At 41.5% G+C, this 15,485-nt stretch carries 16 protein-coding genes; 6 read left to right on the top strand and 10 right to left on the bottom strand.

Annotation, left to right across the window (positions count from 1 at the left end; translation table 11 throughout):
- Positions 1-837: 837 nt before the first annotated feature.
- From DQN48_RS03545 to DQN48_RS03535, 3 genes are all read left to right on the top strand, one after another.
- Positions 838-1,539, top strand: coding sequence for a glycosyltransferase family A protein (locus DQN48_RS03545; RefSeq protein WP_145980430.1), 702 nt, complete (start codon positions 838-840; stop codon positions 1,537-1,539).
- A 186-nt stretch (positions 1,540-1,725) separates the two neighbouring features.
- Positions 1,726-2,994, top strand: a complete 1,269-nt coding sequence (locus DQN48_RS03540; RefSeq protein ID WP_013022996.1) for a glycosyltransferase family 4 protein — start codon at positions 1,726-1,728, stop codon at positions 2,992-2,994.
- A 138-nt stretch (positions 2,995-3,132) separates the two neighbouring features.
- On the top strand, positions 3,133-4,533 hold the full coding sequence (locus tag DQN48_RS03535) for a glycosyltransferase family 9 protein (RefSeq protein WP_013022995.1): 1,401 nt from the start codon (positions 3,133-3,135) through the stop codon (positions 4,531-4,533).
- Between the two features lie 153 nt (positions 4,534-4,686).
- Here DQN48_RS03535 and ychF read toward each other — a convergent pair whose 3' ends face one another.
- From ychF to folD, 9 genes are all read right to left on the bottom strand, one after another.
- Complete coding sequence (gene ychF / locus DQN48_RS03530; RefSeq protein ID WP_013022994.1) at positions 4,687-5,787, bottom strand: redox-regulated ATPase YchF; 1,101 nt, start codon at positions 5,785-5,787, stop codon at positions 4,687-4,689.
- 2 nt (positions 5,788-5,789) lie between these two features.
- Positions 5,790-7,220, bottom strand: coding sequence for a leucyl aminopeptidase (locus tag DQN48_RS03525; RefSeq protein ID WP_013022993.1), 1,431 nt, complete (start codon positions 7,218-7,220; stop codon positions 5,790-5,792).
- Positions 7,217-7,858 (bottom strand): DedA family protein, encoded by a 642-nt coding sequence (locus tag DQN48_RS03520; protein ID WP_173051817.1) that lies wholly within the window; start codon positions 7,856-7,858, stop codon positions 7,217-7,219. Before DQN48_RS03520 ends, DQN48_RS03525 begins: the two co-directional genes overlap by 4 nt.
- Before the next feature lie 87 nt (positions 7,859-7,945).
- Positions 7,946-8,494 carry an adenine phosphoribosyltransferase gene (gene apt, locus DQN48_RS03515; RefSeq protein ID WP_013022991.1) on the bottom strand — a complete coding sequence of 183 codons (549 nt, stop codon included), beginning with the start codon at positions 8,492-8,494 and terminating at the stop codon, positions 7,946-7,948.
- Positions 8,491-8,835: a hypothetical protein gene (locus DQN48_RS03510; protein WP_013022990.1), complete on the bottom strand. Its 345-nt coding sequence runs from the start codon at positions 8,833-8,835 to the stop codon at positions 8,491-8,493. The genes apt and DQN48_RS03510 overlap by 4 nt, the downstream gene beginning before the upstream one ends.
- Entirely contained in the window at positions 8,822-9,304 is a 483-nt protein-coding gene (gene rpiB, locus DQN48_RS03505) for a ribose 5-phosphate isomerase B (RefSeq protein ID WP_013022989.1), read from the bottom strand. Before rpiB ends, DQN48_RS03510 begins: the two co-directional genes overlap by 14 nt.
- An 86-nt stretch (positions 9,305-9,390) precedes the next feature.
- Complete coding sequence (locus DQN48_RS03500; RefSeq protein WP_013022988.1) at positions 9,391-10,050, bottom strand: site-2 protease family protein; 660 nt, start codon at positions 10,048-10,050, stop codon at positions 9,391-9,393.
- Between the two features lie 5 nt (positions 10,051-10,055).
- The gene (gene lepB / locus DQN48_RS03495) at positions 10,056-10,922 is read right to left on the bottom strand and encodes a signal peptidase I (protein ID WP_013022987.1); all 867 of its coding nucleotides are present in this window, start codon (positions 10,920-10,922) and stop codon (positions 10,056-10,058) included.
- The gene (gene folD / locus DQN48_RS03490; protein ID WP_013022986.1) at positions 10,922-11,767 is read right to left on the bottom strand and encodes a bifunctional methylenetetrahydrofolate dehydrogenase/methenyltetrahydrofolate cyclohydrolase FolD; all 846 of its coding nucleotides are present in this window, start codon (positions 11,765-11,767) and stop codon (positions 10,922-10,924) included. The genes lepB and folD overlap by 1 nt, the downstream gene beginning before the upstream one ends.
- A gap of 78 nt (positions 11,768-11,845) precedes the next feature.
- On the opposite strand from folD, the gene DQN48_RS03485 reads away from it, so the two are divergent.
- Positions 11,846-12,184 carry a c-type cytochrome gene (locus DQN48_RS03485; RefSeq protein WP_013022985.1) on the top strand — a complete coding sequence of 113 codons (339 nt, stop codon included), beginning with the start codon at positions 11,846-11,848 and terminating at the stop codon, positions 12,182-12,184.
- Between the two features lie 174 nt (positions 12,185-12,358).
- Positions 12,359-13,369 carry a dihydroorotase gene (pyrC, locus tag DQN48_RS03475; protein WP_013022984.1) on the top strand — a complete coding sequence of 337 codons (1,011 nt, stop codon included), beginning with the start codon at positions 12,359-12,361 and terminating at the stop codon, positions 13,367-13,369.
- 286 nt (positions 13,370-13,655) lie between these two features.
- Here the strand turns inward: pyrC and hypE are convergent, their stop codons facing one another.
- Entirely contained in the window at positions 13,656-14,663 is a 1,008-nt protein-coding gene (gene hypE, locus DQN48_RS03470; protein ID WP_013022983.1) for a hydrogenase expression/formation protein HypE, read from the bottom strand.
- A gap of 94 nt (positions 14,664-14,757) precedes the next feature.
- Between hypE and DQN48_RS03465 the strand changes: the two genes are divergently transcribed.
- Complete coding sequence (locus tag DQN48_RS03465) at positions 14,758-15,423, top strand: hypothetical protein (RefSeq protein ID WP_049762184.1); 666 nt, start codon at positions 14,758-14,760, stop codon at positions 15,421-15,423.
- Positions 15,424-15,485: the final 62 nt, after the last annotated feature.

Raw genomic sequence — 15,485 nt, 5'->3', positions numbered from 1 at the left:
AGAATCCCCCGCATAAGACACGATCACAGAGTCTCTTGCACTAGCACAGCATGAATACATTCAATCACAACGCCCGCATAGAAAAAACACGCTCTCACAACAAAGCCACATCTAAGGCAGCAGCCATTTTGATTGTTTAAAAACTGCTATAATCCCCAGAAAAATCAAAAGGATTTTGGTGCAAAAGGCCCCTAGAGTATTGCAGACTTACCAAAGATTTTTGCAAAGCCCCTCCAGGCTACAAAATCCTTGCAACCCTGGCATAGAGTTCATAAAAAATTCTAAAAAGCTACTAGGGGGGGGGGGCAGGAGCAAAATTCTCTAAACTCTTTCAAAACCTCCTTTTTTCAAATACCCACATCTGTGTCCCATGCAAATTGCTAGCCAAATTCCCCTGTTCCTTTGATGAATATTTTTTCCACTCCTCTTGCTTAGTAAAATCCACACTACTTCCCATCAAAAAACTCAAAACCAAACAACAAAAAAGAGTGTTAGGACAAATAAACAAAAACAAAGAAATTCCATGAAAGGATGACCCAAAAAAAACTTGAGAAATTTGGCCAGATAAAAGCAGAAAAACAAAAGGATTAAAAAAAAGAAAAAACCAAAGAGGTTAAAAAATTCACAAAAAGGAATCACTTGCTAACAAAACTTCGAAAAAAACTAAGAAACTATCCCATAATCACCAAGCCCTATCGCCTTATCCGCTATGGAAATTCAATGTTTTTCAAGCGGCTTTTTTGGACTCTACATTTTTCCTATCGCGCCAAGCATCTCTGCACAACTCCCCTGCCCTGCATCGTTTCGCTGACTTCTTTTCCCCAAAGGATTCCTTTTGTGAAATTTACAATCTTTTCTCTTTTGCTCCAAAAATCCCCTCCAAAAAAGATCATTCTCTATCTGGCAGAATCCCAATTCCCCGGCAAAAAGATCCCAAAATCACTGCAAAAACTCACAAGATTTGAAAATTTTGAGATTACATGGTGCGAGGACATCAAATCCTACAAAAAACTTCTCCCTACACTAAAGCGCTATCCTGATGAGACCATCGTGATTGCTGATGATGATATGTACTACCACCCTACTTGGCTTTTAGAGCTTTGGCAGGGTCATCTCCTCTACCCTAATGCCATCTGCACGCACTGGAGCTATGTCGCAAGTCTAAAACCTAGAAATACCTGGAAGGAGACAGAAGAGTCCTGCGCACCTAGACTTTGTAATTTTGCCATTGGATCTGCGGGGGTGCTTTATCCACCAAATTGTTTGCATCCTGATATTTTTGATTTAGAAAAGATCTTCTCTCTCGCGCCCATTGATGATGATTTGTATTTTTGGGCAATGGCAGTGCTAGTTGACACACCTACTTTGCTTGTAGAAAATGCCAGAAAACGACACGAAAATCCCTCCATTCTCCACCACGAAACCCCCACTCTCAGCGAACAAAATGGAACATTGGGAAAGGGGCAAATCCAGTTTAACAATGTCATCAAACATTACCCAGAACTCTGCGTCAAACTCAAAGAACCCTCTATGACTTAAATTCCACAAAGATTTAGCACAAAAACATAATGATAATTTGCACAGATGCGCGATGACTACGCCTCCATAGATCTGTGTGGCATATGCGATTGCTAAGAAAATCCGTTATAATTCCCCATACAACAGCAGGCATGGGAAAGCATGAAAAACACCAGAAAAATTAGGAAAAACAAAAAGGGATGATTTATGAAGATTCTTCACCTCACCACGCAGGATAGTGGGGGCGCGGGAAGGGCTACCCTGCGGCTTCATAAAGCCTTGTTAGAACAAAACATTCACTCTTATATCTTTACTTTACATAAGACTTCTGACCTTTCTAGCGTGCAAAATGTGGATTCTAGCAAATTCCAAATGCTAACATCCTTTGTTCGCAAAGGCTATGCACAGCTTCCTAGTTTTTTTTATAAAAATCGCCAAAAAGATGTATTTTCCTCGCATTTTGCATTGCGCAATCCCTCTTTGATAAAAAAAATCAAAGCCCTAAATCCTGATATCATCCATCTGCACTGGATCAATGCAGGATTTCTCCATCTCAAAGATCTTTTAGCTCTAAAAAAGCCAATTCTATGGAGTCTGCATGATGAAAATCCCTACACTGGGGGCTGCCACTATACAATGGGATGCAAAAATTTTCAGACGCAGTGTCAATCTTGCCCAAAACTTGGCTCAGATTCCAAAAGGGATCTCAGTTACAAAACCTTCAAACAAAAGCAAAAAATCTACCCAAAGCTCAATCTCACAATCAATGGGCTTTCTACCTGGATTGCCGCGCAGGCAAAACATTCCGCCCTGCTGAAAAATGCCCCCATTATCAATTTACCCAATCCCATTGACACAAAAATCTTTCATCCCATTGCAAAAAAAACCGCGCGGGAGATTTTTGGATTTTCTCAAGAAAAAATCCTCATTGGCTTTGGTGCAAAAGAGGCCACCAGCGTCCCAAGAAAGGGATATCAAGAGCTAATTGCCGCTCTTTCTCTCTTGGAAAATAAAGAGCGCTATTTACTAGTAGTTTTTGGTGCAAGCAGCGGGAAGGCCATCCCTGGCTTGCAAACGCATTTCTTAGGCCATCTTTTTGATGATGTGAGCCTCACCCTACTCTATAATTGCCTCGATCTCTACATCACCTCAAGCCTTGAAGAAAATCTCAGCAACACCATCATGGAGTCTCTTGCCTGCGGAACACCTGTGGTAGCCTTTGCCATCGGAGGAAATGGAGATATGATCACTCACAAATATAATGGCTATCTTGCCAAAGATGTTTCTGATCTCAAAAATGGGATTTTATTTGTGCAAGGCCGAAAGGATTTAAGCCAAAATGCCAGAAAAAGCGTGGAGAGATTTGCTGCACCAAGGGTTGCCAAAGAATATCTTTTGATGTATACAAAAATAATGGGGGGGGGGCGAGATGATAGTACTTGTGCGTTGTTCAAACCCGCAGATCCAATATCCTAGAGCCCAGTGTCTTAAAATCCTTGATACTTGGCACTTCAGGGTCGATAAGCCCCGCCAAAGACCCCAGCACAAAACTCCACAACATAACAGAGCCAAAAAGAAAAACCTCTATCCTAGTAATTTTCTCAAGGCTTCTTAATGCAAATTTATCTTGGTGCAAAGACAAATAAAAAAGCCCTGCAAAATTTATTGCAAAAACTTGGCGACACTCCACTAAAATTTATTGGCACAAAAAAATCTTTTATCTCTTATTTTGCTATGCAAAATATTCCCTATATCTTAGATAGCAGACAAGCAACTCTCTTGCATTCTGATTTTGTCTTTTTGCCAAATCAACAAGAAAAAATTCTCTGTAAAAAGCACAAAATTCTTTTTTATGACCCTCCTTCACAATCCCTGATCAAATTTCTTATGAAAAGTTTGCGTTTTATAAGCTTGGAATTTTTGGATCGATTGCTTATCCTATTTTTCCGCAAAACTCCAACACGTCCACAGGGAATTTTGGTCATCAGGACAGATGCTATCGGGGATTATGTGCTATTTCGAAATTTTCTCAAACCCCTTTATGAGCACTATGGCAAGATCACTCTTGTGGCAAATATTGCAAATAAAGACTTGATAGAAAGCTTTGATATGCCATATATTGATACCTTTATCCCCTTACAAAGAAAAGCTTTTCTAAATAACCCCTTCTATCATTTCACTTTTTTGAAAAAAATCCGCCAAAAAAGTTATGCCTTGCTTATCAATCCACTTTTTAGTCGGGATCTTGTTAGCGAACAAATCGCACGGTTTGCAATTGCTACACAAAAAATTACCTGTGAAGGAGATGTTTCCAATCTTTCTTCAAGATTGGAAAGTTATTTCAATTCTTATTACACGAAAATCCTACCTTCAAATCCAAAGATCCTATTTGAATTTTTTAGAAACTTGGAATTTTTTGAAAATCTTTTGGAAAAAAAACTTGATACCATGCTGGAAATGCAGCTCAAAAATCCTCAAGATGTGTTGGAAAAATTCAACATACAAACTCCCTATGCTGTTCTTTTCATCGGTGCATCGACAACGTATCGCAAATGGAGTAAGGAATCTTTCTTGGAAATTGCAGAATTTTTATCAAAACAAGGATTCAATATTGTAGTTTGTGGAGGAATGGAAGATAAAGCCAATGCAGATTTTATCACTCACAATTTACAACATTCCAAAGCCTATAATCTTTGTGGAGCAACTTCACTCTGTGAAGTTGCCAAAATCGTGTACAATGGCAATCACTTGCTTAGCAATGAAACATCTTGTGTCCACATTGCTAAGGCCATTGGACACGACAAGATATTTGTCGTGTACAATGGCAATCACTTCCATAGATTTACCCCCTATCCCAAAGGTCTAGGGGGGGAATACTATGGAATTTACCATCCTATCATCCGAAAAAATCCTAATGCCTATGCCATTTTTTCTAACTTTTTGCAACAAAGTACACTAAATATCCATGAAATCACGCCCAAAGATGTGAAAGAAGTGATTTTGGAGAATCTTTAAAAACTTTGCATCAAGAATGCGAAGATTTTACAAGCGATGCTTCTAGCACAAGGCCTAAATGAATTTGACTAGATTAAAGTCGTGGCTATGATTTTAACGCGAGTGAATCGATGAATCTTTATCCAGGCGAGATGAAAAAACGCTAAAACACAATCAAACATTGAAGCGAAAATGCATGACATCGCCATCTTGCACGATGTAGTCCCTTCCCTCTACACGCAGCACACCAGCCTCCTTGCATTTTGCTTCACCACCATATTTTACAAAATCTTCATAGCTAATGGTTTCTGCACGAATGAAGCCTTTTTCAAAATCTTTGTGAATCACACCAGCAGCCACTGGCGCGCTATCTCCGCGCCTAATAGTCCAGGAGCGCACCTCTTTGATACCTGCAGTGAAGTAGCTAATCAAACCAAGTTTATAAAATCCCGTGCGAATGATTTGCTCTAGCCCGCTTTCCTTGCTTCCTAAACTCTCTAAAAATTCACTTTTTTCCTCATCCTCCATGCCCACCATGTCTTCTTCAAGTTTGGCACAAAGCTTAATCATCTCACAACCATGTTTCTGAGCGTATTGTCTAAGATTTTTCACATGCATATTGTCTTGACTCAAATCTTCCTCAGCGACATTTGCCCCAAAAATCACCTCTTTGTTGCTCAAAAATCGCAGTTCTCTATTGAGCATAAGAAAATCCTGATGATCTTTTTGTGCGAAAGTTCTAGCGGGATTTCCCTCTTCTAAATGCTTGCAAAGCTCCAAACTCAAATCGAGCATGGATTTTGCATCCTTATCTGCTTTGGCCTGTCTTGTGAGTTTTTCAATACGCTTTTGCAAGCTTGCAAGATCTGCTAAAATCAATTCCAAATCAATGACCTCAATATCGCGCAGAGGGTCGACGCTCCCCTCCACATGGGTGATATTCTCATCCTCAAAGCAGCGCACCAAATGCAAAATCACGTCAGTTTCTTTGATATTTGCCAAAAACTGATTACCCAGACCCTCGCCCTTATTAGCCCCCCTCACAAGCCCCGCGATGTCCACAAATTCCACCATAGAATGCAGCACCCTCTCTGGATTTATAATCTTAGCAAGATTTTTCAACCGAGAATCTGGCACCTCCACGATAGCTTTGTTGGGCTCGATCGTGCAAAAGGGATAGTTAGCAGATTGTGCATTTTGCGTCTTTGTCAATGCATTAAAGGTGCTAGACTTCCCCACATTTGGCAGCCCCACGATTCCAATTGATAATCCCATTCTTAAGCCTTTTTAATAATGTCACAAAGAAATTCCACACATGCGCGCACACCAGCCCCGCTACCCCCATGGGGATTGATGTCCCAGTCTTTTTCGACATAAGCAGGCCCGGCGATATCAATATGCAGCCACTTATCTTTGTATTCCTCGCGGATGAATGCCCCAAGGAAGAGACCAGCAGTAATCGCGCCACCATAGCGGGAGGAAGAGATGTTGCAAATATCTGCTACTTTGGATTCAATGAGTTTTTCTAGATGCCGATTGAAGGGCAGTCGCGCCATGAGTTCCCCGCTCTTAAGCGCCTGTTCTTCAAAGCGTGCCTTGAGCGCTTCATTGTATCCCATGATTCCGCTTGTATATTCCCCCAAACCTAAAACACAAGCGCCCGTCAAGGTCGCAAAATCTAGCAAAAAATCTGGCTTCAAATCCTGCGCATAGCTCAAGCAATCTGCCAACACCAAGCGCCCCTCAGCATCAGTGTTGCGAACTTCAATGCTTTTACCCTCGCGGGAACGCAAAACATCATCAGGCTTATAAGCATCACCCCCGATCATATTTTCTGTGGCACCCACGATTGTGTGCAATTCCACTTCCAACTCAAGGCTGGCCACCACCTGCATGATCCCAATCGCCGCGCATCCGCCACTTTTATCCGCCTTCATGGTCACCATGAAATCTGAGGGTTTCAAAGACAGTCCTCCGCAATCATAGGTCAAACCTTTGCCCACAATCACGATTTTTGCCTTAGGATTTTTATGTTTGTAGGAAAGATGGATGAGACGGGGGGGATGTATGGAAGCGCGATTCACAGCCAAAAATGCACCCATTTTTTCTTTTTCCAAATCTTTTTCATCCAAAATCACGCATTCAAGTCTATGCGCATTTGCCACTTCCCTAGCCCATTTGGCCAGATCTTCTGGAGTCGCGTCTGCAGGGCAGGTGTTAATCTTATCTCGCACAGCAAACACTGCCTCTGTAATAATCTTTGCTTTTTTGATCTCTGCACTCCCTGGTAGGGAAAAATCCCCCTCATACCCCTCATTTGCAATAAAAACCTCTTTGATAGGATTTTGCTTTTTGTTGCTTTTGTAGGCATCAAAACGATACACACCAAAAAGCATTCCTAGCACCAGCGCATACATGTTTTCTTGATTACCATATGCACCAACCTCTAGGCTTTCAAAGCCATAATTTTCAAAAAAACGCACCGCATTATATCCCCCCTCGCGTAGGGAATCGCTATCGAGCTTTGGGATGCCAAGATAGAGCGTCTTGCTCTCTTGATCAAAAAAATTTCCCTCACCTTTATAGTGGAATTCTTTGAATTTTTTCTCTGGATTCCAGGGGTGTTTGAGCTCCTTATTGACGACAAAAACAACCCTTGCTTCTGCCTTATTCTTACCAAATTTTTCATCCTTTAATAAAATATTCATATTCCTTCCTCTTTCTCCAGTCTTTCTTGAATATTTTGACTCATTACCTCAACTTCTTGGCTTTTGAGCCTCTTGGTGTGACGATTGAAATACCAAATCACGCCTCCAAAAAATATTACTGCAAAAATTACAATAATAAAGGGATTTTGTTTGAATAATTTCAAAATTTCCAAAATTTGATCTCCTAATACCCAGGCAAGCAAAATGGTAATGGCAGACCAAATCCAGGCACTAATGAGATTGATAAGCGCAAATTTCAAAGCACTATAGCGAGTAAGACCAATGCTAATAGGAATGATTGTCCTCATTCCATACATATAGCGCTGGATAAAAATAATCATCCAACCATATTTTTGTAGCAATAAGTGCGCGAGTGCTAGTTTTCTACGCTGAGAAACGAGCTTTTTTTGGATATAGGCCTTGTTGTAGCGCCCAATGTAAAAATAAATCTGATCTCCTGCAAATCCACCAAGGCCCGCAATAAAAATTGCTAACCACACATTCAAATGCCCCATGTGCGCAGCAATTCCCGCAAAAATGAGCCCCAGCTCGCCCTCCAAAACACTCCACAAAAACAAAATCAAATATCCCCAAGTCGCGACATATTTATCCCACAACTGGATAATGGTCTTTTCCAAAGAAAAATCCACATCCTTCACATACAAAAAAAATAGCACTACCAAGACAATGACTGAAACTCCAAATAGCAATAGTTTCTTCTTCATTCAAAGCTCCAAAACACTAAAAATTTTTGTCTGTAAATTTGCCTGCGAATTCAATTCCTTAAAATTTATCAAGAAACAAGCCTCAAGGCATTCCCCACCTGCCTCTGCGATGAGTTCCACACTCGCGCGCGCTGTCCCACCTGTGGCGATAATATCATCAATCAAAAGCACTTTTGCATTTTGCCTGCCACAAAATGCATCCTTGTGAATCTCCACCACATCACTCCCATATTCCAAAAGATATTCCCTCTGATAAACTTCTCGCGGCAATTTTCCCTTTTTGCGAATGGGAACAAATCCCGCATGCAAAGCACAAGCAAGTGCAGAACCAAAAATAAAACCTCTAGATTCAATGCCAGCTACAAACTCAATCTCTTTTTTTTCATAGCGCTTGGCAAGTCCTGCAATCAGCTCACAAAACAATTTTCCATGACTTAGCAAAGAGGTGATATCACGAAATAAAATTCCTTTTTTTGGATAGTCTCTAACAATCTTAATTTCCTGCAAGAGAGCTTCTTGAAATGCCCTATCAAAACAAAAATCACTCATAACAATGCCTCGATTTTTTGTTCCAAATCCTTGATACGTGCCTTGTATTTATCTGTTTCCATGCGATATTGAGTATTGCGCTGTTTGACAATTTTTAATTCATTTTTGAGATTGTTGAGTTCTTGGGTGAGCAAGTCGATGTTCCCAAGCGCCCTCTGTAATTGCAATTGATGCTTTTGAATCAAGATCTCTGCCTCGCGCAAAGTCAGCTTCATGGATGCAGAATTACGCTCTTCACGCTCTGCGATGGATTTATAAAAAAACGCCCGAATGACCACAAACAATACAAAAATCAAAAAAACAGTGATGAGAAACCATTGAATCAAATTATTGTCCCACATAGCAATCCTTATCCATCTTCTCTATACGCGCTATATGCCGCCCTCCTTCAAATTCTGTCTGCAAAAACACCTCCAAAATCGATTCCACCACGCCCTCTCCTAAGAGGCGAGCGCCCAGGCACAAGACATTGCAATCATTATGCATGCGTGTCATTTTTGCCATATAAGCATCCGTGCAAATGGCTGCACGGATGCCCTGAAAGCGATTGGCACTCATACTCATCCCAATCCCAGTTCCACAGATAAGAATCCCTCTACTAGGAGGATTTTTGAGCACTGCACAGCAAACTTTCTTGGCATAATCAGGATAATCCACCTTGGATTCTGTAGGGAAAAAGCACTGCACCTCATATCCATGAATTTGCAAAAAATTTCTCACAAATTCCCCAAGCTTCAATCCCGCATGATCTGCGCCTAGAAAATATTTCATCCGTCCTTGTTTTTCTTCTTTTGTGTTTTTGTTTTTCATTTTTCCTCGGGATTTTTTGGATTTATAGACTTTTGTCCGCTGTGTTTTGTTAGTCCTACAATCTTTTTCTTGGTCTTTTTGGGTCCTCAAGACAGCAGAAATTTTATCAAAAATTCTACTGGTTGAAAAAGGATTTTGGATAATGGGGTAGCCAAAATCACCAAAATAATGATAAACCCATAGCCCTGGATTTTCATAAACCATCGAGGTAGAGTCTCATATCCAAAATGCAGGCAAAGGAACATCAAAGCCTGGGAGCCATCAAGCGGAGGGATGGGGAAGAGATTAAACACCCCCAAAATCACATTATAGACGACAAGTTGCAGGCAGAAAAATACAAAAATCTCCTCTAGAATGTTTTTTCCATCCAGAGAAAAACCATATTTTAAGGCCGTGCTGACTACAAGAGCGATGGAGAGATTATAAAAAATCCCAGCCAAGCTCACATATACTGCAGGCATGAAGCCATGTCTAGCGATGATAGATCGGATATCAATGGGCACGGGCTTAGCCCATCCAAACATAAAGGGAGCTTGAGCAAAAAGCAGCATCAATGGCACGATGATGGAGCCCATCAAATCGATGTGTTTGATGGGATTGATGCTAAGCCTCCCTGCCATGCTAGCAGTGGGATCGCCATAATGCTTGGCGACATATCCATGCATGATCTCATGCCCAATAATGGCACACAAAAACGCCAGAATTGAGAGGGAAACTTTTAAAACACTCGTAGAATCAAAATCCATATTTCCTACTTGATTTCTGATTCCAAAGTATGCATACTTTTAAACATCCTATTCCAGCGAATGCTAAAGAATTTTTTAGGATGATTGATTACATCAGCCTCTTGGCTATTGCGCAGATTTACACTCAGCCAAATCACCCAAGGTTTGCCTACAATATCTGCATAAGGAACGCTTCCCCAAAACCTAGAATCATTACTATTGTCGCGATTATCTCCAATCATAAAAAATTCATTCTCAGGAATCTGCTTATAAAACACCAGCTCTCCATCCAAAACAATGGGCTGCATGGAAATCTTTTGCATGCTAGGATCTTGAGAGATAATTTTACCACTTGCAAGCATCTGCATAAAATAAAAAGTCTCATTATTTTTGGCATAATGAATGCCTCTATGCTCGCTCATATAGGGATTGAGCACAAAAATTTTTCCAGCAAACTCTAAGCTTTTTTTATCAGCATAATGCTCTTTTATGAAGTCATTGCCTTCCTTGCAATGCAGATACAAGCCCTCTTTTGTGAAAAGAATCTCATCCCCACCGATTGCAAAATTGCGCTTCACATAATAGGTTTTTTTCTCATGCGGAGGGACAAAAATCACAATATCTCCTCGCTTAGGATGTTCCCCTGCTATCAAATGCCCATTATTAGAAAAATCTGGGAATATCACCCAATTCACCCAGGGCAGGCGCGGCAGAGGGATGCCATAGGCGTATTTTTTTACCAATAGCATGTCACCCTCATAGAGTGTGCCCACCATGGATCGCGAAGGGATTACAAAAGCCTGCGCAATGAAAAATATGACAAACAAGACAATGATGATCGTCCCTATCCAGCTTGATGAAAAAGCACTCAACTTACTAAAAAAATTTTTCATTATTTTCCTTTTCTATTTTTTGCAGCTTGGATTGTATTTTGCAAAAGCGCAGAAATTGTCATGGGTCCTACACCGCCAGGAACAGGGGTAAAATAAGAGCTTTTTTTGGCAACAAGCGCATCCACATCCCCCACCAATCTCCCATCTTCTAGGCGATTGATGCCAATATCTATAACCACTGCACCCTCTTTAATCATCTCTTTTTTGAGTAGCCCTGCCTTACCCACTCCCACGCACACAATATCTGCCTCTTTTGCATGCAATGCAATGTCTTTGGTGTGGATGTGGCACAGGCTAATGGTAGCGCCCTCTTGGAGCATCAAGGCAGCCAGGGGTTTGCCCACGATATTGCTAGCCCCAATGATGACGACATTTTTGCCCAAAATCTCAATCTTATAATATTTGAGCAATTGCATGACGCCCATAGGAGTGGCAGGCACAAATGCAGGAATCCCTGCGTGCATCCTGCCAATGTTATAAGGATGGAATCCATCTACATCCTTAGCAGGATCAATGGCCTCTAAAATCTCTTGAGTGTTGATATGTCCTGGCAAGGGCAGCTGCACCAAAATCCCATCAACATTGAAGTCATCATTGAGCTTCTTAATGGCATCAAGCACTTGGTGCTGCGTGATATTTGTATGATATTTTTGCGTCACAGAATCAATCCCGATGCGGTGACATGCCCTTGTCTTCATATTCACATAGGAGGCACTCGCAGAGTCATTGCCTACCAAAATCACAGCCAATGTGGGAATAATATTTTTTTGATGCAGCTCCTCTACTTCTTGCATCAGCTCTTTTTCTTTTTCCTCTGCCACCGCCCTTCCATCCAATAAAATCATTCTTTCCCTTTAGGATATTTTTACTATAATTATAGCAAGAATAAAAGTTATAGCAAAGAAGAAAAAGGTGGCAACCAAATGAAGAAAAAAACTCTTGGGGTTTTGTTTTTTGCAGCGCTTTTTGCAAAAGAAGAAAGCTTCATTACCATCGAAGAGTATGGCAAAGAACTCTACAAAAACCCCCGTGGAATCGGCTGCATCCACTGTCATGGCAGCGATGGACGTGGTGGGGTGATTGCAAGCTATAAGCATAAAAATATCCCCAAAATCCTCAAAGCCCCAGACATCACTGTGCTGGATTTTGAAACCTTCAAAAAAAGAACACTTATGGATAAGGGCGTCATGCCAAAATATCATCTCACTGATACAGAATTGCAGGCTATTTTTGCCTTTTTACACTCTAATCTCAATCCCTAACCCCTCTCACATTTCACCTCTCCTCCTCCACATTTTTGGTGCATTTTTTGTGGGTACCTCGTTTTTACTTTGAGCGTGCGATTTTGACCGAATTCCTCCCACATCTGCATTGCTTGGAATTAGAAAAATTGCAAAGCTTGCACTATAATAACAAAAAGGCAAAAAAGGAATTTCATGCAAAATTTTTCTCTCAAAAATCCCCTGGATATGCATTTGCACCTGCGAGAGGGCGATATGCTAGCAAGCGTGCTCCCCTACACTTCAAAGAGTTTTGCCGCAGGAGTCATCATGCCAAACCTCAAAACTCCTGTGTGCACGACAAAGGATGCAAAAAATTATGAATCCCAAATCCGCGCACTAGCCCCAGATTTTCAGCCACTCATGACACTTTATATCACCCAAGGCCTACATGCAAAAGAGCTCGAAGTTGCCAGAGCCTCAAGCTATAAAATCTTAAAGCTCTATCCCAAGGGTGCGACCACAAATTCTAGTGATGGGATCCAAAACATTCTAGATGCACAGGTTTTGGAGGTATTAGAAATCGCCCAGGAACTAGGCTTCATCCTCAGCATCCATGGGGAAAGCAATGGCTTTAGCATGGATCGGGAATATGAATTTGCAAGCGTTTTTACAACACTGGCCAAGTGCTATCCGAAGCTAAAAATCATCATAGAACACATGAGCGATCATCGCAGCATCAGACTTTTGGAAGATTTTGAAAATATTTTTGCGACATTGACGCTGCATCATATCACGATGGATTTAGATGATCTCTTGGGAAAAAATCTCTCCCCCCATCATTTTTGCAAACCCATCCTCAAAACCAAAAAAGACAAAGAAAAACTCCTAGAGCTCGCCTTAAGCGCACATCCAAAGGTTTGCTTTGGCTCAGATAGCGCACCTCATTTGCTCCAAAGCAAACTACAAAATGGTGCGGCGGGGATTTTTTCTGCTCCCTGTCTTTTAGAATCTCTCATCACACTCTTTGAAGAGCATGGCGCACTGGAAAATCTGCAGGCCTTTGTGAGTGATAATGCCATCAAAAATTATCAAATCACTTTGGAAAAGGAGAGAATTTTTGATTTTCAAAAAACTCCCTGCACCATCCCCAAAGCAGTCAAAACAAAGGATGGGGAAATCATCCCTCTACACGCAGAGAAATCCCTCCCATGGAGTAGGGTATAAGAGACAAAAGCTTGGCGGAGCTATGGATAAATCAATCACAAGTGGCTAACTAGACTCATATAAAGAAGATTCATGTGCTATTTATGACATGCAAAAGATAGAAAAATAAAACCTAGCTGGATTTACTTGGCGCTTCTTTGCTTACCAATCTTGTTTGCTTTGGTTAGTTTTGAGCGGGTTTGTGCGACGCAGGAAGAACTTCGCAAATGCAAGCCACACTGACAAATTTTCAAAAAATCACAGAAAAACAAAACTTAGAAAAACCCATGCCAGCATAAAGGAAATACTAGCAAATCCTTGGCAGTAATTCCCCCTGGGGATAGTCCAAAAACCTCTTGCTTCCCCAGGCATTTTGCAGCACCACACGCGCGATGCTACCAGACTTAGCACGCACCTCACCAATGATGCTTGCATCTTTGCCATCCTCATGCCTACGCAAAAGATCTAAAGCCTGCATGGCAAAATCTTTTGGCACTGCTAGCACGCAAGCACCCTCATTGGCCAGCGCATACACATCTAACCCCAGCATCTCGCAAATCCCCTGCACCTCCTGGCAGATAGGAATTTTTTCCTCCTCTATCAAGATATCAAGATCTGCACTCTGGGCCCATTCATTTAGCACAGAAGCAATGCCCCCGCGCGTGGCATCCCGCAGCGTATGCAGAGGAATCTCGCTGCGAAACAAAGGCTCTAGCAGGGGATAGAGCTGCTTGCAATCACTTTGGAGGCTAGAATGCAGACTAATTTCATTACGTGCACAAAAAATCACACCATGATGTGCGCCAATACCTCCGCTGAGTAAAATCACATCACCCTCCCTCAATTGCTTGATACCAACATCCCGGATGACCTCGCCAATTGCAGTAGTGTTAACAAAGATTTTGTCCACATGCCCGCGTCCTACGACCTTGGTATCTGCGGATAAAATTTTGAGATCTGTTTTTTTGAGTTCTTTGGCCATGGATGCTAGAATCCCCTCAAGCACTCCAATCTCTAACCCCTCCTCCAAAATAAAGCCAATGTTGAAATACTTGGGCTTAGCACCACGCATAGCCACGTCATTGCTACTGCCACAGATGCTAAGCTTGCCAATATCTCCACCACTGAAAAACAAAGGACTGATGACATAGGAATCCGTGCTTGTGGCATATTTGCATTCACTGGCTGCTCCAAACACCCCTGCATCTTCCCCGACATCGCACAGAAATTCCCTCAAGTATTTTTGAAACACTCGCTCAATCAGCTCATTTGTCTGAGCCCCTCCACTACCATGGGATAACTGAATGGTTTGCATAGCCACCTCATCTTTCACTTTTTTCAATCAATTTTGATTTTTTATGGTAGTATTGTAGTGTAATTGTATTATAAAAAAATATGAGGATACCAAAATGAAACGCTTTTTGTTATTGCTAACCTTTCTCTTCGTGGGATGCGGTACCGTTTATGAGATTACTCCGGAAGCAAAATACCACTTCAACGATGGGGAAAAAATTCTCACATCTAAGAAGGAGCACTCCACAGTGCAGATCAAGCTTGGTCAAATCGATTTCAATAGCAGTGTGCCATTGTTGTTCTATGTGCAGGTCAAGTCAGATGAACCCATCATCTTTGATGTTGCAAATCTTCAATTTTTCCAAAATGTGCAAACATTCCATGTGCTAACCAGCAAGGAAGTGATTGCAAGCAACTACGATTTCCAGGCACTCCTACAGAATTTCAACATCAGTATGCCGCCAATGAACAATCCTCAATATTTCCCCAATCCCTACCCGATATTCTTCACATATTCACCTTTCATGGCTCCTCTTGGAGGGTTTTATGGTGGTGGTTTCAATATGAATGGAAACTATTATCGCGAGGCTGAATACAGCAGAAGAATCTTGGCAGCACATTATTTCAGAAAGAGCACACTACATAAAACAGGCTTCACTAGTGGATTTGTCGCAGTGGCCCTTCGAAAGCTTACAAACGAATCTCCCTTGCAGTTGAGAGTGCAAGTGGGATCAGACACCCATACATTCAAATTTGAAGTGGGCATTCCGCCTAAGAAATAAAAACCAAGGGAATCTTTGGGATTGAGTCCCAAAGATTCCCCCCTTAAAAACCACAAATCCCC

Origin of the sequence: Helicobacter mustelae (genome assembly GCF_900476215.1) — a bacterium.
Taxonomy (GTDB): domain Bacteria; phylum Campylobacterota; class Campylobacteria; order Campylobacterales; family Helicobacteraceae; genus Helicobacter_H; species Helicobacter_H mustelae.
Note: the sequence above shows the minus strand (reverse complement) of the source record. Positions and strands in the feature narration are given on the sequence as shown.

What these genes read in the sequence shown, in the direction of transcription:
- lepB (WP_013022987.1), bottom strand. Translation starts at nt 10,922, where the DNA reads ATGAAAAATTTTTTTAGTAAGTTGAGTGCTTTTTCATCAAGCTGGATA.
- DQN48_RS03500 (WP_013022988.1), bottom strand. Translation starts at nt 10,050, where the DNA reads ATGGATTTTGATTCTACGAGTGTTTTAAAAGTTTCCCTCTCAATTCTG.
- DQN48_RS03485 (WP_013022985.1), top strand. Translation starts at nt 11,846, where the DNA reads ATGAAGAAAAAAACTCTTGGGGTTTTGTTTTTTGCAGCGCTTTTTGCA.
- rpiB (WP_013022989.1), bottom strand. Translation starts at nt 9,304, where the DNA reads ATGAAAAACAAAAACACAAAAGAAGAAAAACAAGGACGGATGAAATAT.
- DQN48_RS03540 (WP_013022996.1), top strand. Translation starts at nt 1,726, where the DNA reads ATGAAGATTCTTCACCTCACCACGCAGGATAGTGGGGGCGCGGGAAGG.
- folD (WP_013022986.1), bottom strand. Translation starts at nt 11,767, where the DNA reads ATGATTTTATTGGATGGAAGGGCGGTGGCAGAGGAAAAAGAAAAAGAG.
- DQN48_RS03535 (WP_013022995.1), top strand. Translation starts at nt 3,133, where the DNA reads ATGCAAATTTATCTTGGTGCAAAGACAAATAAAAAAGCCCTGCAAAAT.
- DQN48_RS03510 (WP_013022990.1), bottom strand. Translation starts at nt 8,835, where the DNA reads ATGTGGGACAATAATTTGATTCAATGGTTTCTCATCACTGTTTTTTTG.
- apt (WP_013022991.1), bottom strand. Translation starts at nt 8,494, where the DNA reads ATGAGTGATTTTTGTTTTGATAGGGCATTTCAAGAAGCTCTCTTGCAG.
- hypE (WP_013022983.1), bottom strand. Translation starts at nt 14,663, where the DNA reads ATGCAAACCATTCAGTTATCCCATGGTAGTGGAGGGGCTCAGACAAAT.
- ychF (WP_013022994.1), bottom strand. Translation starts at nt 5,787, where the DNA reads ATGGGATTATCAATTGGAATCGTGGGGCTGCCAAATGTGGGGAAGTCT.
- DQN48_RS03465 (WP_049762184.1), top strand. Translation starts at nt 14,758, where the DNA reads ATGAAACGCTTTTTGTTATTGCTAACCTTTCTCTTCGTGGGATGCGGT.
- pyrC (WP_013022984.1), top strand. Translation starts at nt 12,359, where the DNA reads ATGCAAAATTTTTCTCTCAAAAATCCCCTGGATATGCATTTGCACCTG.
- DQN48_RS03525 (WP_013022993.1), bottom strand. Translation starts at nt 7,220, where the DNA reads ATGAATATTTTATTAAAGGATGAAAAATTTGGTAAGAATAAGGCAGAA.